The organism is Priestia sp. JNUCC 25 (assembly GCF_053667915.1).
The window spans coordinates 2,508,007-2,527,965 of sequence record NZ_CM132211.1 but is presented as its reverse complement, the minus strand read 5'-3'; the positions used below and the strand labels follow the sequence as shown (position 1 = coordinate 2,527,965).

General features: G+C 37.7%; 20 protein-coding genes. 13 read left to right on the top strand and 7 right to left on the bottom strand.

From position 1 onward, the window contains the following. The first annotated feature begins 10 nt into the window (after positions 1–10). The 9 genes from thiT (at position 11) to JNUCC25_RS12795 (ending at position 10,038) form a co-directional block, all read left to right on the top strand. A complete protein-coding gene (gene thiT / locus JNUCC25_RS12835; RefSeq protein ID WP_078082265.1) occupies positions 11–616 on the top strand; it encodes an energy-coupled thiamine transporter ThiT in 606 nt (201 codons plus the stop codon). A 156-nt stretch (positions 617–772) separates the two neighbouring features. Further along, on the top strand, positions 773–2,191 hold the full coding sequence (locus tag JNUCC25_RS12830) for an ethanolamine ammonia-lyase reactivating factor EutA (RefSeq protein WP_454223279.1): 1,419 nt from the start codon (positions 773–775) through the stop codon (positions 2,189–2,191). Positions 2,192–2,217: 26 nt separating this feature from the next. Next, positions 2,218–3,588, top strand: a complete 1,371-nt coding sequence (locus JNUCC25_RS12825; protein WP_029322014.1) for an ethanolamine ammonia-lyase subunit EutB — start codon at positions 2,218–2,220, stop codon at positions 3,586–3,588. Between the two features lie 14 nt (positions 3,589–3,602). Further along, a complete protein-coding gene (gene eutC, locus JNUCC25_RS12820; protein ID WP_029322012.1) occupies positions 3,603–4,316 on the top strand; it encodes an ethanolamine ammonia-lyase subunit EutC in 714 nt (237 codons plus the stop codon). 21 nt (positions 4,317–4,337) lie between these two features. Continuing rightward, positions 4,338–5,687 carry an ethanolamine permease gene (gene eat / locus JNUCC25_RS12815; RefSeq protein ID WP_407728408.1) on the top strand — a complete coding sequence of 450 codons (1,350 nt, stop codon included), beginning with the start codon at positions 4,338–4,340 and terminating at the stop codon, positions 5,685–5,687. Between the two features lie 140 nt (positions 5,688–5,827). Next, entirely contained in the window at positions 5,828–6,760 is a 933-nt protein-coding gene (locus JNUCC25_RS12810) for a TcaA NTF2-like domain-containing protein (protein ID WP_454223278.1), read from the top strand. 47 nt (positions 6,761–6,807) lie between these two features. Continuing rightward, the gene (locus JNUCC25_RS12805) at positions 6,808–7,998 is read left to right on the top strand and encodes a TcaA NTF2-like domain-containing protein (protein ID WP_454223277.1); all 1,191 of its coding nucleotides are present in this window, start codon (positions 6,808–6,810) and stop codon (positions 7,996–7,998) included. Between the two features lie 381 nt (positions 7,999–8,379). Further along, positions 8,380–9,462 (top strand): tyrosine-type recombinase/integrase, encoded by a 1,083-nt coding sequence (locus tag JNUCC25_RS12800; RefSeq protein WP_013057225.1) that lies wholly within the window; start codon positions 8,380–8,382, stop codon positions 9,460–9,462. Between the two features lie 141 nt (positions 9,463–9,603). Then, complete coding sequence (locus tag JNUCC25_RS12795; protein WP_013057224.1) at positions 9,604–10,038, top strand: hypothetical protein; 435 nt, start codon at positions 9,604–9,606, stop codon at positions 10,036–10,038. Positions 10,039–10,074: 36 nt separating this feature from the next. Here the strand turns inward: JNUCC25_RS12795 and JNUCC25_RS12790 are convergent, their stop codons facing one another. Continuing rightward, positions 10,075–10,527, bottom strand: coding sequence for a MarR family winged helix-turn-helix transcriptional regulator (locus tag JNUCC25_RS12790; RefSeq protein WP_029322006.1), 453 nt, complete (start codon positions 10,525–10,527; stop codon positions 10,075–10,077). Positions 10,528–10,725: 198 nt separating this feature from the next. Between JNUCC25_RS12790 and JNUCC25_RS12785 the strand changes: the two genes are divergently transcribed. The 3 genes from JNUCC25_RS12785 to JNUCC25_RS12775 all read left to right on the top strand — a co-directional run bounded on the left by JNUCC25_RS12785 (position 10,726) and on the right by JNUCC25_RS12775 (position 13,141). Beyond that, positions 10,726–11,514 (top strand): HAD family hydrolase, encoded by a 789-nt coding sequence (locus tag JNUCC25_RS12785; protein WP_064471723.1) that lies wholly within the window; start codon positions 10,726–10,728, stop codon positions 11,512–11,514. Between the two features lie 186 nt (positions 11,515–11,700). Further along, positions 11,701–12,324, top strand: coding sequence for a hypothetical protein (locus tag JNUCC25_RS12780; RefSeq protein ID WP_029322002.1), 624 nt, complete (start codon positions 11,701–11,703; stop codon positions 12,322–12,324). Between the two features lie 307 nt (positions 12,325–12,631). Further along, entirely contained in the window at positions 12,632–13,141 is a 510-nt protein-coding gene (locus JNUCC25_RS12775; protein ID WP_078081874.1) for a hypothetical protein, read from the top strand. Between the two features lie 88 nt (positions 13,142–13,229). Here the strand turns inward: JNUCC25_RS12775 and JNUCC25_RS12770 are convergent, their stop codons facing one another. The 3 genes from JNUCC25_RS12770 to JNUCC25_RS12760 form a co-directional block, all read right to left on the bottom strand. Next, positions 13,230–14,510: an Nramp family divalent metal transporter gene (locus JNUCC25_RS12770; protein WP_029321999.1), complete on the bottom strand. Its 1,281-nt coding sequence runs from the start codon at positions 14,508–14,510 to the stop codon at positions 13,230–13,232. Positions 14,511–14,665: 155 nt separating this feature from the next. Further along, entirely contained in the window at positions 14,666–15,604 is a 939-nt protein-coding gene (locus tag JNUCC25_RS12765; protein WP_223272359.1) for a PD-(D/E)XK nuclease family protein, read from the bottom strand. A 503-nt stretch (positions 15,605–16,107) separates the two neighbouring features. After that, positions 16,108–16,602, bottom strand: coding sequence for a hypothetical protein (locus tag JNUCC25_RS12760; RefSeq protein ID WP_029321995.1), 495 nt, complete (start codon positions 16,600–16,602; stop codon positions 16,108–16,110). A 416-nt stretch (positions 16,603–17,018) separates the two neighbouring features. On the opposite strand from JNUCC25_RS12760, the gene JNUCC25_RS12755 reads away from it, so the two are divergent. Next, positions 17,019–17,519, top strand: coding sequence for a GNAT family N-acetyltransferase (locus JNUCC25_RS12755; RefSeq protein WP_029321993.1), 501 nt, complete (start codon positions 17,019–17,021; stop codon positions 17,517–17,519). A gap of 35 nt (positions 17,520–17,554) precedes the next feature. On the opposite strand, the gene uraH is transcribed toward JNUCC25_RS12755, so the two are convergent. The 3 genes from uraH to JNUCC25_RS12740 are packed head-to-tail and all read right to left on the bottom strand — an operon-like array spanning position 17,555 to position 19,770. Beyond that, on the bottom strand, positions 17,555–17,911 hold the full coding sequence (uraH, locus tag JNUCC25_RS12750; RefSeq protein ID WP_029321991.1) for a hydroxyisourate hydrolase: 357 nt from the start codon (positions 17,909–17,911) through the stop codon (positions 17,555–17,557). Further along, positions 17,908–18,435: a 2-oxo-4-hydroxy-4-carboxy-5-ureidoimidazoline decarboxylase gene (uraD, locus tag JNUCC25_RS12745; protein WP_013057214.1), complete on the bottom strand. Its 528-nt coding sequence runs from the start codon at positions 18,433–18,435 to the stop codon at positions 17,908–17,910. The genes uraH and uraD overlap by 4 nt, the downstream gene beginning before the upstream one ends. A 12-nt stretch (positions 18,436–18,447) precedes the next feature. After that, positions 18,448–19,770: a nucleobase:cation symporter-2 family protein gene (locus JNUCC25_RS12740; protein ID WP_029321989.1), complete on the bottom strand. Its 1,323-nt coding sequence runs from the start codon at positions 19,768–19,770 to the stop codon at positions 18,448–18,450. Between the last annotated feature and the right edge of the window lie 189 nt (positions 19,771–19,959).

Sequence of the window (19,959 nt, the reverse complement as noted above, 5' to 3'; positions counted from 1 at the left end):
ACCGTTTGATATGAATGATTCAAAAACAGGAGTGAGAAACGTGAATAAAGCATTACCTTTACAGGCTAAAATTGAAATAGCTATTTTTGCAGCATTGGCTTTTTTAATTGATCTTTTACCTTCTATAAAAATTGCAATAGGCGTAAGCATTTCGTTCTCTATGGTTCCTATTTTTATTATGTGCTTTCGATGGGGAGTCAAAGGAGGAGCTTTATCTGGATTTTTATGGGGAATATTGCAATTAGCTTTAGGAAATGCATATATTTTAACCCCGTTGCAAGCTTTTATAGAGTATATTATCGCCGTTACCTTTATTGGGTTTGGTGGAATTTTTTCGGGTTCTATTAAAGGATACTTAGCTAATAACCAGAGATCAAAAGCTTTCTTTTTCATTATCTTATCTTTAATTATAGGCAGTTTCGCGCGTTATTTTTGTCATTTCATTGCAGGCTTAATATTTTGGGGATTTGCTGCACCAAAAGGAATGCCCATTCTATGGTATTCTTTCTCAATGAACGGGATTTCTATGATTGGGTCGTTGCTATCGTGTCTAATCATCCTTTCACTATTAATTCCATCCGCATCAAGAATGATTGTAACTAAATCACGCTCATAATAAAAAAGACTAAATCTACCAAGATTTAGTCTTTTTTGTCATTTGTCACCTTTGTTTACACAAAAGTGTGTCAGGTTTGATAACATAGTTAGTGAAATATTCAAAAAACTGTTTTATGATAATCACCATATTCAAACGAGATAAGGGATTGATAGCATGCTACAGAAATGGATCACGAGCATAGGTTTAGATATTGGAACAAGCACAACAAAACTGATTGTAAGCAAGCTGCTAATAGCAAATCAACAAAATCAGTTTACGCTGCCAGGCTGTCAAATTATTGATCGTCGCGTAACGTATGCAAGTTCTATCTATACCACCCCTATGCTAAACGATGTTGAAATCGATGTTCAAAAATTAACGGTACTACTAGAACAAGAGTATAAGAATGCAGGAATCTCCTTAGATCAAGTGGAGGCGGGCGCTGTAATCATTACAGGAGAAACGGCTAGAAAGCAAAATGCAGAAAGTATCGTTCACTATCTAGCCGAACATGCTGGGGGTTTTGTTGTTGCAACAGCCGGCGCTGACTTGGAAGGAATATTAGCAGCAAAAGGATCAGGAGCAATCGAACGTTCTGCTGAAACAAATGCAGTAATTGCCAATATTGATGTAGGAGGAGGCACTGCTAACATCGCTTTATGTCAAAATGGAAAAGTGATAGAAACGTTTACACTGCATGTAGGCGGGAGATTAATTCGACTAAATGAAGACGGTCTTGTTACCTACATTTCGTCTCATTTAACTGAATTTTTGAAAAATAATTCTTTAACACTGCGAGAAGGTGAAAAAGCAACATTTGAAAAGCTCTCGTCTATCTGTCAATTACTAGCTGAAGAAACCGTGAATTATGTAAAAGCGCTGAATCAAAATTCCTCGCTGCTCGTTTCTCCTCATACAAGATCTTCTATACATCCTGAAACGATCATGGTTTCAGGAGGAGTAGGAGCAATGATGGAGAAGCAAAAGCCAAAAACAGTGAAGGAAGTGGCCATACACGGAGACGTTGGTCCGCTTCTAGCATATCATTTTCAATCCATCCAAGTATCTCAAGCCGCTGAGACAACGCGCGCTACTGTCATTGGAGCTGGTATGCAAAATACAGAAGTTAGCGGATCAACCGTATACATTAAGTCTAAAAAACTGCCGCTGAAAAACATTCCGATTATAGAAATACCCGTACAGCCAGAGGAGGAGTGGAATCCGCAGCTGTTTCAAGAAAGAGCTCGAGCGTCATGTATGCAGGCTTCAACTATTTTCAGTGCAGAAGATCCTCCCGTTGCTATTGTTTTATCTCATTTTCCTTACTGCAGCTATAAGATGCTGCAAGAATTAGCAAAAGTAATAAGCGCTGAATTTATTGCTTGTTTTAAGAGAGCTAAGTGCCTCGTTGTTTTATGCGAGCAAGATATTGCAAAAGCCTTAGGACAAGCACTAGCTAAACAGAGAAAAGAGTTAGAAATTATTTGTTTAGATCAAATTGATTTTACACACGGAGATTACATCGATCTAGGGTTACCAGTAGCTGGAGAAGCAATCTCTGTTTCCGTTAAAACGCTCGCTTTTTCATCCTAATCCACTAAATATACAAGGAGGAAACGATGTTTAAAACTACACGATTGTTAGGAGAAACATTTTCATTTTATAGCTTAAAAGAAATCATGGCCAAAGCAAACGAAGAGCGTTCTGGAGATCAGCTCGCGGGAGTTAGCGCTGAGTCAATGAAAGAACGAATGGCAGCAAAGCAAGTCCTAGCTGATATCACACTTGCTGATATTCGAAACTACCCGCTGCTCAGCGCAGATGAAGACAACGTCTCGGCGTTAATCGAAAGTCAAATTGATTCATCCGTTTACGACATTATAAAAAATTGGACAGTAGGGGAGTTAAGAGAATACATCTTATCTGATGAGCATACCGGAGAAGACCTTCTTGCGCTTAGCAAAGGATTAAGCAGCGAAATGATTGCGGCAGCTACTAAAATTATGTCCAATTTAGATTTAATTCAAGGAGCAGCCAAAATAGAAGTGCAAACTACTTGTCAAACGACTATCGGCCAAAAAGGCGTATTGGCTTCAAGAGCCCAGCCTAATCATCCTTCAGATAACTTAAAGGGAATGAGAGCATCTCTCTACGAAGCGTTAAGCTATGGAATTGGGGATGCGGTTATTGGAATTAACCCCGTTATTGACACAACGGATAATATCTACGCTCTTTTAAATGAAACAAAAAATATAATCAATGAATGGTCCATCCCTACTCAAAACTGTGTGTTATCACATGTAACAAGTCAGATGAGAGCAATCGAAAAAGGAGCATCTGCTGACTTGATTTTTCAAAGTTTAGCAGGAACAGAAGCCGGTAATGACTCATTTGGGATTTCACTGTCTATGCTCAATGAAGCAACAGCGTTAATTCATGAAAAAGGTACAGCAAAAGGTCCGAACCGCTGGTATTTTGAAACAGGACAAGGTTCTGAACTGTCAGCAGAAGCTCACTATAATATTGATCAAGTAACGCTCGAAGCTAGATGCTACGGCTTAGCTCGTCACTACAAGCCTTTCTTAGTTAACACGGTTGTTGGATTTATTGGACCTGAATATTTATATAACAGCAAACAAGTCCTACGAGCTGGGCTAGAAGATCACTTTATGGGCAAAATGCACGGCTTGCCTATGGGAGTAGACGTATGTTACACCAATCACATGGATGCTGATCAAAATGACATGGATAATTTAAGTATGCTTCTAGGAACAGCTGGAGTGAACTTTGTCATAGGAGTGCCCATGGCTGATGACTGCATGCTAAACTACCAGTCTCTTAGTTATCATGACATCGCAACGGTACGTAATGTGTTAGACCGTACCCCAACGCCTTTATTTCAAAAGTGGCTTGAAGATCAGCGTATTATGGAAAACGGACGCTTTACATCTAGAGCCGGAGACCCAACTATTTTTATGAATTTGATTTAAGGAAGGTGCTTACTATGATACCAAAGTCAAATCGCGATCCGCTTGAAACACTTAAACAATTTACCCCTGCCCGCATAGGTGTCGGCCGTACAGGAACAAGGCCGCTAACAAAAGACGTTTTATCTTTTCGCACGGATCATGCTGCAGCCGTGGATTCTGTATATGGAGCAGTTTCAGAAGATATTTTAGCTGAGTTTAACCTTTTCACTGTGAATACACGCGTGAAGTCAAAAGAACATTATTTAAAACGGCCGGATCAAGGAAGGTTATTAGCAGATAACGCTAAGAAAGAAATTTTTAAAAACTGCGTGCAGCAGCCTGATGTACAAGTAGTAGTCTCAGATGGACTGAGTGCCAAGGCAATCGAAGAAAACATAAGCGACGTGTATCCAGCTTTAATTGACTCCCTGCAGTCATATAGGCTTTGTATCGGGACTTCATTTTTTGTAAAAGGGGGACGAGTTGCATGCATGGATGAAATTGGCGAGATCATAAAGCCAAAAGCACTTGTGCTATTGATTGGAGAGCGACCTGGACTGGTCAGTGCTGAATCAATGAGTGCTTACATGTGCTATGAACCTAGCAAAGGCAAAAAAGAGTCTGATCGTATGGTTATTTCTAATATTCATAAAAGAGGGACGCCTCCTATTGAGGCAGCCGCACATATCGGTACCATGATTGACAAAATGATCAAGCAGCAAACAAGCGGTGTACATCTTATTGTTTAAACATCAAAAGGAGGAGAACGTATGGCGTTACAAAAACAATTAAAACCTATTCATTTATGGGCTATTTCAGTGGGCATGGTTATTTCAGGACAATACTTTGGGTGGAATTACGGGTTTGAACAAGGCGGGATTATTGGGCTTGCAATCGCAACCTTAATTGTAACCGTGTTTTACACAACGTTTATGTTCAGTTATGCAGAGCTTTCAACATCTATCCCGCAAGCCGGCGGACCTTCAGCTTATGCAAGAAGAGCACTTGGACCTTTTGGGGGATATATCGCAGGAATTGCCTGCTTGCTTGAATTTATTTTTGCTCCCCCTGCTATTGCAGTGTCAACAGGAGCATACCTACACTTCCTTATTCCAGCCGTTAACCCTGTATACGCAACGGTAGGTGCCTTTATTTTCTTTGTTTTATTAAATTTAATCGGGGTAAAAGAAGTAGCGGTGATTGAGCTTACAGCTACCATTGTTGCAATAATTGGTTTATCTATTTTTTATGTAGCTGGTTTGCCTCATGTACAAACATCGAATATTTTTAATGATCATTCATTTATTAACGGGCCAACAGGGGTACTAGCAGCTATTCCATTCGCTGTTTGGTTTTATCTGGCAATAGAAGGAGGAGCAATGGCAGCGGAAGAAGTGGAAAATCCTAAGAAAAACATTCCTAAAGGATTTATTGGAGCGATTATTACTCTAGCAACCGCAACGTTGTTTACACTATTTGTAACAGCAGGACTTGGCGAAGGAAGCGGGAAGCTAGCCGATTATCCACTTCCACAGGCACTGTCTTCTGTATACGGAAACGGCATTTCAACCGTTGTTGCTATTATCGGCCTATTCGGTTTGATTGCTAGCTTAAACGGAATCATCATGGGATTTTCAAGACAAACCTATGCGCTTGCACGAGATGGGTACTTCCCTAAATTTCTTGCTAAAACGAATAAAAAAGGAGTTCCTGTCGGCGGTTTGTTGATTCCGGGAGCAATCGGCGTGATTTGTGCAGGATCTGCAACATTTGCCAATGCACTTATTATCTTATCCGTGTTCGGAGCAATGATGATGTACTGCATCAGTTTAGTTTCTCTTTTTATTTTACGCAAAAAAGAACCTAACTTGTCTCGTCCTTTTAAAGTAAACTACCCGGTCGTGCCAAGCATTGCCTTAGTATTAGGGATTCTGTGCTTGTACAGCATCATAAAATACAGTGTTCTTACAACAAATTTAATGCTGTTTGGCGTTTCTCTACCTTTAATTTATGTGATTCTTGGAATTTTCCTTCTTTCAATTATTTACTATGTCTTTTATGGCTCTAGACAGCTCAAAAAAGAAGCAGCCAATTCATATCGAGAAGCATCCATTAAATAGGAGGAAAAACGGCTGGCTGTAAAGGCAAGCCGTTTTTCTTGTAAAATTAAAGGGTTGAGCGTTTTTTTGTAGAATGATATACTAGGTCTGTTTGTTGGAAGAATATACATACATTTATATTAGATAAAGAAGGGGCAATTATGATGAACAAACGTAATACAATCATTATCACGGTTGTTTCATCTATTCTGTTATCAGCCTGTCAGCAAGAAGAAACATTAAAAGACGGAAATACAATGATAGTAGAAAAAGATGCAAAAAAAGTACTAAACGAACCAAAAACACAGGTAGAAAGCATTCAATCAATTGATTTAAATAAAGAAGCAATGAGCGGGAAATTTATTACAGCCTGGATGACTGATTACTTTTCAGCGTTTGGAAAAGCAGTGGATCAAAACTCCTTTGATGATTTAAAAGCTTTTTTGAAAGCGGACAGTTCTTTTTATAAAGAGCAGAACCTTCTTGTTGAAAATTTCACACGCCAAGGCATCGAGCAGAAGAAGCAAACGTTTCATATTGTCAATTGGTATGAAGAACCTAACCATGTGTTCAAAATACAAACCCACGAGGAAAGCTTATTAAAGCAGCCGGGTAAAGATCCTTACACTAAAATTTGTGACCGCCTTTATACAGCCGTTTATCAAAACGATACGTTAAAGTTATCGAGTGTAGAACCATTTGACTTTTCATCTAAACCAAATGCAAGCACTGAAACTCCCACTACACAAACAACAGATTTACACGACTACGATGGAAAATGGACCACTGGCAATGATAACGGATCTCCTATCATTCAATTTCTTGCTACATCCAACTCGGAAGCAACGATTAAAATAAATTCGTACCAGCCACCTAGCAAAACCCGCGTGTCAACCGTTGAACAAAAAAATATTCGCTTTGAAAATAACCAAGCAGCCATTAAATATGAAAATGATGGACAAGGAAATAAAGGAACAATTGTCATTACGCTCAAAGAAAATTCCATCTCATTACTTGCTAAAACAGATCAAAATAAAAAGGCAAAGTGGGGAATTCCAAGCGGTGATTACGTGCTCGATACGTTTGAGAATTAAAGATCATTTTAAAAACAGACCAAATTCGGCATTGAGGAGGACACCTTATGCATAAAAAATGGACGATTGCATTCGTTCTACTGCTGCTAATGGTTTTGACAGCCTGTCAAGAAAAAGAAACAGTTAAGTTATCCAAACCAACCGAACCTTCCTCAGATGAAGTGATCCCAAAAGATCAAGCTAAGTCATCTCCTCCTCCTGATCTTGTATCAGAAAAAAAAGCGGAAAAAACTGCGGTTGAGACGATGAACAAAATTTCAAGTACCTATAAAGAATTAGGCCAAGAGTACGAATGGGAAAATGAATCTAACCCTGCTGATTATGAAACGCTAAAAAAAGCGTTAACGCCATACGCAACTTCATCTTTAATTGCAACAAAGCTAAAAAGTATTTCTACTAATTATTACTGCAAAGAATGCAATATGAGCTTTTTTCCTGATGTAACTCATCTTATTCGATTTGAACTTATTAACAATCACGCTGGGCAATTTTCGGTCTCGGCTATTGAGCCAATTAGTAAAGAAGGAAGCGGTGGACTGACCATCTACATGAATTTTAAATACGTCAATAAGCACTGGAAGTTAAATGAATGGGATGAAGTTACCTATCATCAAAAATACCTCAACATTACGGCCGATGAATATATCGAATACGTGAAGTCAATTAATCCTTCTAGTGATATTTCATACCAAGGTGAAACAACCCGTACAAACGAAAAAGGGGAAAAGGAAGAAATCTTGGTTTTCAAAGAGAACAATACAAAGTATGCCATCAGCAAAAACAGCTCTCAGCGAATCGACGATTTTAAAGAAGATAAAAAAGAAAAAGAAGAGAAGGAAGAAAAAGATTTTAATTTAAAAAGCATCCAAAAAGTTGATCAAGAAACAGCGGATATTTTTATTGAACATTATTTGCGAGATTTAACAAAGTCCATTAACACGAATAAATTTGAACACGTACAGCCTTATATCCAGCGGGATAGTGTTTTGTGGAATGATCAAAAGCAGCTTGTGAAAATGCTGTATGAAAGAGACATTCGAGAAGAACTCGTTGATTATTCGGTATTAGACGTGGAATCTGTGAGTGAAGAAGAGGGCGAAGCGGTCTATACAATCCAAACGAAAGAAGTCATTTCAATTACAACGAACGGTCAAAGTCAGGAAAAAGAGTATTATCGAACCTATACCGTTTCCTACAGCAATAAACAGCTGCACCTGACTAAAATTGAATCACTTTAAAAAACATCACGCTCTGCGTGATGTTTTTATGTATACACAATTTGTGTAATTCCTATCATGATAGATTTTAACGTTCCACCATAAAAAGCAAATATTTAGAAAGAGCATTTAAAAAAAATACTTTACTATACTAACGCAAGATAACTCTTCCTTATCAAGCGTTCATATGATAAAGTAGAGAAATAAACAGAAAACAGAATTTATTTTACATATAATGGATTTTTGTATTAAAATCTTTAAAAACTGACTTTCTAAATTGAGTTTTGAGAGGTTTTTAAAAACTTTTAATGGTATTTGTTGCGAATTTATAAAAAATCGTTATATCGAATCCTAGATCATTTAAAAGGGATATCGTTGTTTTTAATCATTAGGAGGGGTAAAATGGAAGAATTTGAATTGTCGCCTGCGAAAAATTCGTTTCGCCAACTAAAAGAGCAGTGGGAAGAGGCAGAGCTGTTAGATGAAGATAACAACTTGAATTTAAAGCACATTTCAGATGAAGAATTTATTCAGCTCTTTTTTTCAATGCGTATTATCAAAAAATCACTTTCTCCTCATACAATCAGATCTTACAACCAAGACATGAAAACGATTCTGTCTTTTTTCTATGAACGAGAGATTACATTAAAATCGATTGGATTTATGGAAGTCAAATTATTTAATGAAGAAATGATGAATCAATATGCCAATCGCACCGCTGCAAGAAAACTGGAATTTTTTAGAAGAATGCTAGAGTTTGGACACGCTACTCATTTTTATCCTTCGCTGTATACGACGTGGATTGAAAAACCATCTATTTCTAAAGGACATTACAGCGACAAGGAAAAACAAAATCGCACCGAGTACCGAGAGCTAACCGACCGCGAAGCCCAGGTGATTGTAAATGCGTTAGAATCAGTCGTGCGCATTCGTCAGCATGAAAAGGAATTCAAAGCGCGCAATCGCTTAATGGGAATGCTTTTGTATATGAGTGGAATGCGTTCAAGTGAACTGCTGAGTTTAAATTGGGGAAGCTTCCGCGAAGACCGTCGCGGAAATTTGGTTGTAGATGTGATTGGTAAAGGAAAAAAAGAACGAACGATTCCTGTGTTTGATGATGTGAAAGAAACGCTTTTCACTTACCGTCAAGCGTTAAATGAAAGCACTGAACTAAGTCCTTTTGACACCGACCCGCTTTTTTACTCCATTAAAGAGTACTATCGTACCGGCGAAAAGAAGCGATTATCCTATACAACGTTGTATCGAACGATTAAATCAGCTGTTTATAAAGTAAAAGGAAACGCGTCTATTTCTCCTCATTGGTTTCGTCACACCTTTATTACAAACAGTTTAGCTAATGACGTTCCGCTTGCTGTTGTGAAGCAAGTAGTAGGGCATTCTTCTATTGCTACAACGAACGTTTATCTTGAAAAACTTCAAGAAGATACGGTATACGACGCGTTTCGAAAATCAGGTTATCGCTAATTACTTATAATATTTTTATGTAAACTAAAAAACATATATTTTCATTTTTACTGCTTATGCGTATGAAATAAGTTGTATAAATGAATAAGTTACTTTTCCTACAATATAATGGTAGAAAGTCGATAAAGGAGGGAGCTACCTATGACGGCTAAACATCCGCTTCACTACCATTTCGGAGAAGTAACGGAGCTTTTTCATTACATATACGAAGTTTGTGAAACAGCAGGTATTTATATTGACTGGAGCGGAACAGCCCAAACCGTTCAGCTATATCGAAGCGAAGAATCTTTTTTATCCGGAGAACGCTACATCGGAGCGATTCAGTATGAGGGAAGCAATCAGTTTCAAAAAAGATGGCCTTCTACCGTCAGTTTGAGATTTCGACGTGCGAACTTGTCGTTTATTTTAAAATATTGTTTAGAACAAATTGAAGACTACCGCAAAGACACGAACAAAGAACCCTTCATTAATCCAAATGCAGAATCCATCGCGTTTAAATTCACCTCTTTAACAGATGAAACCAAACAAGTGATTTCAAAAATCAAAGAAGTACTATGCATCGCCAACTACGTGTAAAACCCCGCAGAATGTTAGCTGTGGGGTTTTGGGTATTTAACGCAGGTCTTCTGCGTCTTGAAGCAATTGCTCGGCGCGGTATTCAAGTTTTTGTAAAGTTTCGGTATAAATTTTCACCTGCTGTTCGTTTAATTCGGACGTCAATTCGAAAAATACCTGCTCCACAGCAGGCGTTACGTCTGTTTTTAAACGCAGGCCGTCTTCTGTTATTTGAATAAAAAACGAGCGGCGATCTTCTGGATTTCTGATACGCTGAATCCAATTTTGTTTTTCTAGTAAATCTAAAATTTTAGTCAGCGTCGCTTGATCCTTATCCGCTCGTTCAGCTAATTGTTTCTGCGTACTATATTCAGCTTCTGATACGCGTTTTAAAACGGTCCACTGTTCTGGCGTAATCCCAAAAGGGCGCAAGCGTGCGGCAACTACTCTGCTTAAGCGCTTACTTGTACGAACTGTGGGAATGCCGAATATTTCTTCTAACGATTCCATATAAAACCTCCTGCATACATACATGCTGTGATTATATCAGCTGTTTTTATTTCTGTAAATTTGTTTGTAAAGAGGAAGCTTTATAAAAATAAATTTACAGAATAAATTGCAAATACACTAGACTTATTGTGTGTATCCTTGTAATCTAGTGTAAGAATAGTTAAACTTTTTCAAAAACAGTAGGGGGTACACACATCCATGATTAAAGCGGTATTTTTCGACTTAGATGACACGCTACTTTGGGACCAAAAAAGCGTAAAAGAAGCATTCGTTGCAACATGTACATATGCAAGTGAGAAATATAATTTAAAACCTGAAGAACTAGAAGAAGCGGTGCGTAAGGAAGCAAGAGAATTATATGCTTCGTATGAAACCTATGAGTTTACGCAAATGATTGGCATTAATCCATTTGAAGGATTATGGGGAAATTTTTTAGACGATCATGATGAATTCCGCAAAATGAAAGATATTGTTCCTACTTATCGCAAAGAAGCTTGGACTCGAGGTCTTCGTGCCCTAGGAATTCACGATGATGCTTTTGGAGCAGAGCTAGCTGAGCGTTTTCCATTAGAGCGCCGCAAAACACCGTTTGTATACGAAGAAACGTTTAAAGTACTTGATCAATTAAAAGGAAAGTACAAGCTGCTGCTGCTAACAAACGGTTCACCTGACTTACAAAATACCAAATTAGATATTACATCAGAACTAGTTCCATATTTTGATGAGATTGTGATTTCAGGTGCATTTGGCCGCGGTAAGCCTGATCCATCTATTTTCGACCATGCTTTATCACTTATGGATTTAAAGAAAGATGAAGCGATTATGGTTGGAGATAATTTAATGACAGATATACTGGGTTCTTCTCGCGTTGGAATGAAATCTGTATGGATTAATCGTCACGATAAAGAGCGAAATGAAGTCATTCCTACTTATGAAATTACCCATTTAAGTGAACTGCATTCAATTTTAGATGAACTAAATTCATAATACGAACAAACAAAAAAGAGGCGGAAATCGTCTCTTTTTTGTTATAAAAATAAGCACAGCAGTCTTTGCAGGTCCTATATCCGTTCCAAATCCCACTGACTTCATTCACATTGTACTAATCTTATCCTTGATTCCTAGATAAATACCATATAGCATAGTATATAGACTAGTCATTGGAGGAATAACATGAAGAAAATAGTTACCAGAAGCCTTGTAGCTGCTGCTTTGTTCACAAGTCTCGCCGCTTGTGAAGACAAACAAGGCGATACGCACGTCACTTACAAAAACCCTCAACCTAAACATACCCCGGGAACAGACACCATTTCAGCAACAGATGAAACGATGGCCCCTGTAAGTCGGGTAGCTCAAGAAGATGAAACCGATGATCGATTAGCATTTGGAGAACGATCAAAACACGGTCAATATTATGTGTCCACAATGGATGCGCAATTTTATCCTGTTAAAGGAGCTAAACAAGTAAACACCCAGTACATTGTCGTATCCGTTCAGTTTCAGCGAACACCTAATGAACATTCGACTGTAGTATTAAACGACACAACGTTTACATTACAAGATACAGTAACTCATCAAACTTACGAACCGTCTGATGGAGGAAATTTATCGACAGAAACCCCGCACACCCTGTGGACAGCTTTTTCATTACCGTCACTATCTGACGATGAACCACTCAACCTCGATGTTGCATTTAAAATTCCAAAAAAGGCCAACCATACGTATAACCTGTTAATTACACAGCAATCAGAACGAGCCGATGTGTTTAAGTTTGAAGAAGCCAAACAGAATTATTAATTACATACAGAAAAAACGCCCGTCTTTTGTTTTATCGAAAAAGAGGGGGTTTTTTGTAACATCATCCTGTTTCTCATAGAAAGCGTTAACTATACTACAACCCCTGAATAAAAAGAAGGAATATACAAGGGAAGCGGAGTAAACGATAGACACAAAAAGAAAAAGAGAATAGACATAAAGCGCGTTAGTGTAGTCAAGTTCAAAAAGAACGTGTATCATTGTAACTGCTGGTAACAAAAGATAGACATAAAATATAAATAAAAAAGTTATGAGAAAGGAAAAGGTGCGTACATCACGTTAAAGACATATGAATCATAAACATACAAAAACAACTACTGAATTTAGTAATAAAAAAATAAACATGCATTTAAATAGAAAGCTATCAGCCGCTATTATAGCTGCGTTTCTTTTTACTTTACTTTTTTGTTTTATGCCAGGTATAAAAGAGTCAATTCCCAATTTTTCTATTAAAAAAATCAGTCCGCATGTCATTGATTTATTTCCTTTATACCTTTTATTTTTTACACCCTTCTTCTTAATAATGGGGACGTTAGGCACGGTTATCGTTGATTTATTAGTCAGTGCTTTCGTAAAAGAACGTAGTAAAAAAATTGATTTTATCATGTCATTCATATTTCACGCCATTTTTGGGTTATTAATGTTTGAATTCGGAATGATGGGCGTCATTCTTATTTTTATTGTTGATCGCATTCTTTCAATCCGTAAAGAAAACTATTCTTATTTATCCCCACTGGGTTGCATAGTACTGCCGGCCATTATTGGAACTCTCGTCTACTTCATTTTTACTATCGTTTAATAAAAAAAAACAAAAAAGAGACCCAATTGTTAGACTATATCTAACTTTTTAGGGTCTCTTTTTTGTTTTTTCTTGAAAGTTTGATTTACTATGCTATCGTTTGATAAATCAAAAAGATATTTAAACAAATGACTAATGCAGCTATCACCCAAGCTACAGTGGTTGTTGCTTTATGATTAACCAATCCGCCCATGATTTTTTTATTACTCGTAAACATAATAAGAGGAACGAGCGCAAAGGCAATTCCGAACGATAAAATAACTTGACTGACAACTAGTGCACTTGTTGGATTTACGCCCAATCCGATAATCAAAAGCGGCGGAATAATTGTAATGAACCGGCGAAGATATAAAGGAATTCTGCGTTTAATAAATCCTTGCATGATGACATCTCCAGACATTGTTCCGACCGAAGAACTTGAAAGTCCTGAAGATAATAATCCAACTCCGAACGCAATAGCTGCAAAGGGACCAATTAAATGTTCAAATTGTGTAAAAGCCACGTCCAAATCTTGCACGTTTAGTCCGTTTTTAAAGAATAGAGCGGCTGCGACAATCAGCATGCTTGCATTAATTGCACCAGCGATAATCATGGCAATCACAATATCAATAAATTCAAAGCGGAAAATCGCTTTTTTCTCCGATTCTGTAGTTCCTACCACGCGGCGCTGCGTAAGAGCTGAGTGCAAATAAATCGCGTGTGGCATAACTGTAGCACCCAAAATCCCAGAAGCTAACAGCACGCTGTCTGTTCCGTGAAACTGAGGGACAAATAAGCCGTGGACAACACTTGCGCCGTCTGGATGCGCAAGAAACATTTGAGTCCCAAAAGCTAATACCACAATAAAAACCATCGCCGCAATAGCTGCTTCTAGCAGTCGAACACCTCGTCTTTGTAACTCTAAAATAGCAAAAGAGCCTACCGCTGCGATAAGTGCAGCTGGGAACAGAGGAATATGAAATAATAAATAAATTCCAAGAGCAGCCCCAATAAATTCTGCTAAATCCGTCGCCATAATGACCAATTCTCCTTGGATCCAAAGCCCAAAAGAAACGAAGGACGGGAAGTGTTCCTGTGCTATCTCGGGTAAATTCAAGCCCGTTGCAATCCCTAATTTAGCTGATAACGATTGAATTAAGACAGCCATTAAGTTAGAAATTAATACAACCCAAAGCAGCATGTATCCGTATTGAGAGCCTGCTGCAATATTAGTAGCAAAATTACCTGGGTCAATATAAGCAACCGCTGCGATAAAAGCAGGCCCTAAGAAAGGTAATAATCGCTTAATTCCTTTTGTTTTACCCGACAATACGTCTTGAGCACTTAGCTGCATAGCTGATAATGCTTTACTGCCGTTTTGATCTTTCATGTCTAGTGCTCCTTTCTTTGATGAACAATAAATAGCCCAAGCTAATTTTTTTATATGAAGTATAAAATGTTTCCTTAATGCAAATTATATGCTAGCAAAGGTTCTTTTGACAATAAAAAAGTTTAGCAAAAAATATAGATCATCTTCAGCTGTTTTTATCCTGTTTGGCACAATTCTTTAAATGCACAGCCGTGACAGGAGGCAGGCGTATCTGTTTGAGGGAAATGCTCAAGCGGAAGAGGCTGATTTACCTCTGAGTCTTCCAAAAAAGTTTTCATATAATCAATGCTTGTATCAACTTGCTGAAGAACAGCTTCAATTTCGTGAAGAGTAAGCTGATACGTACGCGCACTGCCTGAAAGCAAGTATTCGTTTCGGACTTTTATCTGATCAACGGAAATATTATATTCAGCTAGCACGTAGAGGGCGTATATCGCCAGTTGAAACAAATCATCTTTTGTTTGTTTACTTATTTTCCAATCAACAATCGTAAATTCGTCTGTGACTGGATTTTTAAAAAGAGAATGAAAAGGCGCATATACTTTATGATCATACACATTTATAGAACGAAACGACTGATGAGGCTCCACTTCTAAAAAAGGTGAAGATACGATGTCGCAAAAAGATTTACTTTGTAAAAAGTGATGTACACAAATGTGTACCCGTTTTTGCATGTCTTTAAGGTCTTTTTTAGAAATATAGCCGTTTTCGTAGAATTCTAAAAGCATCTTATACTGAGCAGGCTTATGATACCAAAGCTCTCCATAGTCAGTAGAATCACGCAGTGCGTTATTTAGTAGCTGCTGCACTTTCTCCGCTAAGTTCCGTTCATTTGGGACAAGCTTTGTAGATGTATAGTCAGAAATGGCCTCTGTAATCACTTGACGCACGGCTTGTCCGGCGTACATAGATAAAGTGGAAACCTTTTTTAAACGATAAGCGCTCTGAGACTGCGCAGAAGCGCTGTCAAGCCATCCGTTATGTGAGACATAATAATGATATGCATACTTTCGGTTGCACTGTGTGACCATTTTATGTCTGGAGTACGACCATGAAAATTCAGGGAAATCAGTGATTTGAAACAAGCTATTCACATCCTTTTTCAAAAACTGCGTATAGGTTGGTCTATTAGTATATTCGTACATGAGTTAAAATAGACTGAAAATGTAGAGAGTGAATAGCTACGCATGCATATTATTTTGTGGATTCTCGCGAAATATGTATAAATAGAAAAAACTATTTAAAAATTGATTGCTTTTTTCTGTGGCGGATGTTATATTAATAAAGCGATGAGCTAATTTGTGTAAGTCGAAGGACATGCTTTCGAGCTAAACGTGTGAATGTGGTCACACGGTCCCCGCCACAAACGCATCAAAGACGTCCTACGTGGACGTCTTTTTCATTTTATAAAAAAGAGAGCTTATGCTCTCTTTTTTTGTGTGAGATTATTTACTGAAGAAGTTAGGGTTTTTATTTGAATGCTTCACTATATTTTTAATACTTCTTTTTCACCGTTTTTTATTCCATACATCGTTTCCTACTTGCAACAAGAGTTTTCTTATCCGATTTTCTCGACCAAACATAAATATATAAAAACTTACTGTATTTGCACATTTGCCGCATATTGCATTGTTCCTCTTGTAGAGTTAATCGCAATATCAACAACGTACAAACCTTGATTTTTAGGAACCTTAAATTCATTATTTTTGACAAACAGCTTGGTTTTTTCACCGTTATCTCTCCATATATGCACACTCACACTACGAATATAAGCACCGTCTAAGTTCGAAAAATGGAGCTTAACCAATTGTTGCTGCTGCAATGGGATACTTTTTTGCTGCGATATGTATGTATATAAATCATATACATTTATTTCTTTTTTTGTTGTTGAACGGCCGTTTGACCAGTTAATAGAACCTTTGTGAAGGTGATAGGTATGTTCGTTGACCGCAAGCGCAGCTTCAGGTTTGTTTTGATCGTATTCTTCCTCTAGAAAGAAAGCACTGTTCTTAAGTAAAAGTAAGAAGAACACTATAACAGATCCTAGACCGCTTAAGACATATACACCACATTTTGCGGGTTGTACTTTCATAATAATTTCCTTTCATAGACCAATAATTAAGGAGGATATGTACATAAAATTTCCACTTTTTCTATTTTAAACGATTACAAGTAAAATTACATTTATTGCTTTCTTTCTTCATGAAAAACAGGATAATAGTCATATGTTTTCTATAAAAGGTCTCCTTAGATCAAAATCAAACCCATAGAAAAGGAAGAAAAATGGAAATTAAAAGAGGGAATCTAAAAAATTTACAGAAGTTGATAAGTGATTTAAAATTATACAGAGGAAAAAAGCATTTCAAAAAAAGGGAGATTAGTAGGTTTTTTGTTCTACTTCCGCTTCTTAAAAAGTCGTATTTTTCGTAAGAAACTGTAAAGCTATATTTTATAAAGGTGAACCAATACATATACAAACAAAAGGGACACACAAAAAGGGGGATCAGCATGCAAATTAGAGAACTAGAATTACATGATGCTGCAAACTTTGTAGATTTGCTTAAACAGATTGAAGAAGAAAGTAAGTTTATGCTGTTTGAAAGCGGAGAGCGAAAGCTGAGCACAGATCAGCAGGAGAAAAACATCGAAATCTTTAAGCAGCAGCCAAACTCTACGATTATTGTAGCAGAAGAAAACGAGATGCTTGTGGGATATATAGCTGCAACAGGGGGGGAAGCTAACCGAAACGCTCACATCGCTTCTCTAACATTAGGTATTCGAAAGACGTTTCAAAATCAAGGGATTGGGACAGCTTTAATCGGTGCACTTGAAGAATGGGCGAGAGAACACCGTATTCATCGTCTTGAACTGACAGTCGCTATACAGCATGAAAAGGCTCTTTCTTTATATGACAAAGTAGGATTTGAAATTGAAGGAACAAAAAAACATTCACTGCGAATTGGCGGTTTGTTTATTGATGAGTACTATATGTCTAAATTGCTCAACTAAAGAAGAAACGACGTTTAAAGACGCCGTTTCTTTTTTTAGCTTCCTCTATAAATTTGGTATCCCCACGGTGACACAAGCAAAGGGACGTGATAATGTTCTTGTTCAGAAGACAATCCGACTCGAACAGAAACCTGATTTAAAAAGGGGGGATTTGTTGTTTGGACCTCTTGTTTTTTATAATATTCCCCAATATGAAACAAAAGTTCATAATCTCCTGATTCAAACGCTTCAGAAGAGAAGAGCGGAGTTGCTAACCTCCCGTCTTCATTTGTAGTACCGTGTGAAATTTTTATTCGTTTACTTTCCGACTGAATATGATAAAAATCAACTTTGACAAAAGCAGCCGGACATCCGTGGGTAAGATCTAAAATATGCGTTGTGATTTTAGTCATGCTCGTTTCTTTGTCTCCTTATCTTCAGTAATTTTATCAGTTAAGCGAAAGAAAGCAATTTTATATACTTCTTCTAACGCTGTATCAAACTCTGTTTGCTCGGTATTTAGTAAACGACTTTGCATTGCCTCGTAGATATCTTCTTTTTGTTTGCCTCGTACTGCCAAAATAAAAGGAAAAGGAAACTTCTCCATATACGTTCCATTGAGAGAAGAAAACTGTTCATACTCATCTTGCGTTAAGTTTTGTAAGCCTGCTTTGGTTTGTTCTTCAGTAGAAGCAGATGTCATGGCAATATTTTCACCTAGATTTGGATGAGCTTGCAGCAGCTGCAGCTGTTTTTCTACAGATGCTTGCGCTACAATTTCTTTCATCATGGCATGAAGTTGTTCAACGGAAGAGAAAGGGCCTTTAGAATAAGCCTCTTCTGCAACCCAAGGTGAATGTTCAAATATATCACCAACTAGTGAAACAAAATGCTGCTTGCTAAGCTGATTTACATACTGTACGGATACGTTATTCATACTACACCACCTTTATTTTATTTCTGAATAATCTGTCTTCTCCAAAGAGACAGAAGGTACTTTTCGTTCAATTGCTGCGTTAAAAAAGAGATTTAATAAAATGGCAGCCAAACTTCCTGTAATAACTCCATCACTTACAATTACGCGCAAAGCATTTGGGAGCTGAGCGAATAAATCGGGTACCACCGTTACACCAAGGCCGAGTGAAAGAGAGCACGCAATAATCAGCAAATTCTCTTGTTTGGACAAATCAACAGCACTTAGCATTTTGATGCCTGATGAAATAACTAAACCAAACAACACGACCATTGCTCCTCCTAAAACAGGGGTGGGAATAATGGTTGTAAAAGCAGCTATTTTCGGAACAAGCCCCAGTAATACGAGAATGAAGCCGGCTACTACCACTACATTTTTTGTTTTCACTTTCGATAATTGAACCAGTCCTACATTCTGAGCGAATGTATTGTAAGGGAAAGCATTAAATAGCCCTCCAAGAACAATGGCGATTCCTTCGGCACGGTAGCCTTTTGTAAAATCCTTTTCCGTTAATTCCCGATCACACAGCTTTCCTAACGCTAAAAATACGCCTGTAGACTCAATAATAATGACCAAGCATACGAGAATCATTGTTAAAATAGGGCCGATTTCAAAAGTGGGCATCCCAAAATAAAAAGGAGTGGGAACGTGCAGCCAAGAAGCTTCATTAAAATTAGTGAAATCAACTTTTCCCATTAATACAGCGGCTATTGTTCCGGCTACAATTCCAATCAACACAGAAAGAGAACGAAGAAAACCGCTGAAAAATCGATTTAAAATTAAAATAAGCGCTAGAACACCAAAAGAAAGAAGAAGATTAGAAAGAGAACCAAAATCTTTGCTTCCCACTCCTCCTGCCATATTTCGGACAGCGGATGGTACAAGCGATAAACCAATCATCGTCACAACCGTTCCGGTGACAACGGGAGGGAAAAATTTAATAATTTTGCCTAAAAAACTTGCTGCCAGTACGATGAAAATACCACCGGCAATAATCGCTCCGTAAACAGCGCTAATTCCATATTGAGTTCCAATTGCAATCATAGGAGTCACCGCTACAAATGAGCTTCCGAGTACAACAGGAAGACCAATACCAAACCACCTGTTCGTCCATGCCTGCAGCAGCGTAGCTAGTCCGCATGTTAGTAAATCAATGGCCACAAGATAGGATAAGTCATGGGCATTTAAATTCAATGCGCGCCCCACCATCAGCGGAACGAGAATGGCACCCGCATACATAGCAAGTACGTGCTGTAATCCCAATGAAGCTAGTCGAAACGGTCGATTTTGGTTATTCACCTAAAAACCTCCTTTAATTATATCACATGTAATGTCAATAAATATTACATTTATAATAATACATTAATAGTAAAATGTTTTTTAAGAGATGTCATTAGTTAAGTTGACTAAAAATAGAGGATTCGATATCTACTTTTTTACAATATATAGAGAAGCAGGTAAGCTATCTTGTAAAAAGATGTTACATTA

Excerpts from the sequence above, each read along its gene's own strand:
- JNUCC25_RS12825 (WP_029322014.1), top strand. The coding sequence starts at position 2,218 with ATGTTTAAAACTACACGATTGTTAGGAGAAACATTTTCATTTTATAGC.
- JNUCC25_RS12780 (WP_029322002.1), top strand. The coding sequence starts at position 11,701 with ATGAAGAAAATAGTTACCAGAAGCCTTGTAGCTGCTGCTTTGTTCACA.
- thiT (WP_078082265.1), top strand. The coding sequence starts at position 11 with ATGAATGATTCAAAAACAGGAGTGAGAAACGTGAATAAAGCATTACCT.
- JNUCC25_RS12805 (WP_454223277.1), top strand. The coding sequence starts at position 6,808 with ATGCATAAAAAATGGACGATTGCATTCGTTCTACTGCTGCTAATGGTT.
- JNUCC25_RS12795 (WP_013057224.1), top strand. The coding sequence starts at position 9,604 with ATGACGGCTAAACATCCGCTTCACTACCATTTCGGAGAAGTAACGGAG.
- JNUCC25_RS12755 (WP_029321993.1), top strand. The coding sequence starts at position 17,019 with ATGCAAATTAGAGAACTAGAATTACATGATGCTGCAAACTTTGTAGAT.
- JNUCC25_RS12760 (WP_029321995.1), bottom strand. The coding sequence starts at position 16,602 with ATGAAAGTACAACCCGCAAAATGTGGTGTATATGTCTTAAGCGGTCTA.
- JNUCC25_RS12810 (WP_454223278.1), top strand. The coding sequence starts at position 5,828 with ATGATGAACAAACGTAATACAATCATTATCACGGTTGTTTCATCTATT.
- JNUCC25_RS12775 (WP_078081874.1), top strand. The coding sequence starts at position 12,632 with ATGAATCATAAACATACAAAAACAACTACTGAATTTAGTAATAAAAAA.
- uraD (WP_013057214.1), bottom strand. The coding sequence starts at position 18,435 with ATGAATAACGTATCCGTACAGTATGTAAATCAGCTTAGCAAGCAGCAT.
- uraH (WP_029321991.1), bottom strand. The coding sequence starts at position 17,911 with ATGACTAAAATCACAACGCATATTTTAGATCTTACCCACGGATGTCCG.
- JNUCC25_RS12785 (WP_064471723.1), top strand. The coding sequence starts at position 10,726 with ATGATTAAAGCGGTATTTTTCGACTTAGATGACACGCTACTTTGGGAC.
- eutC (WP_029322012.1), top strand. The coding sequence starts at position 3,603 with ATGATACCAAAGTCAAATCGCGATCCGCTTGAAACACTTAAACAATTT.
- eat (WP_407728408.1), top strand. The coding sequence starts at position 4,338 with ATGGCGTTACAAAAACAATTAAAACCTATTCATTTATGGGCTATTTCA.
- JNUCC25_RS12770 (WP_029321999.1), bottom strand. The coding sequence starts at position 14,510 with ATGAAAGATCAAAACGGCAGTAAAGCATTATCAGCTATGCAGCTAAGT.
- JNUCC25_RS12830 (WP_454223279.1), top strand. The coding sequence starts at position 773 with ATGCTACAGAAATGGATCACGAGCATAGGTTTAGATATTGGAACAAGC.
- JNUCC25_RS12790 (WP_029322006.1), bottom strand. The coding sequence starts at position 10,527 with ATGGAATCGTTAGAAGAAATATTCGGCATTCCCACAGTTCGTACAAGT.
- JNUCC25_RS12800 (WP_013057225.1), top strand. The coding sequence starts at position 8,380 with ATGGAAGAATTTGAATTGTCGCCTGCGAAAAATTCGTTTCGCCAACTA.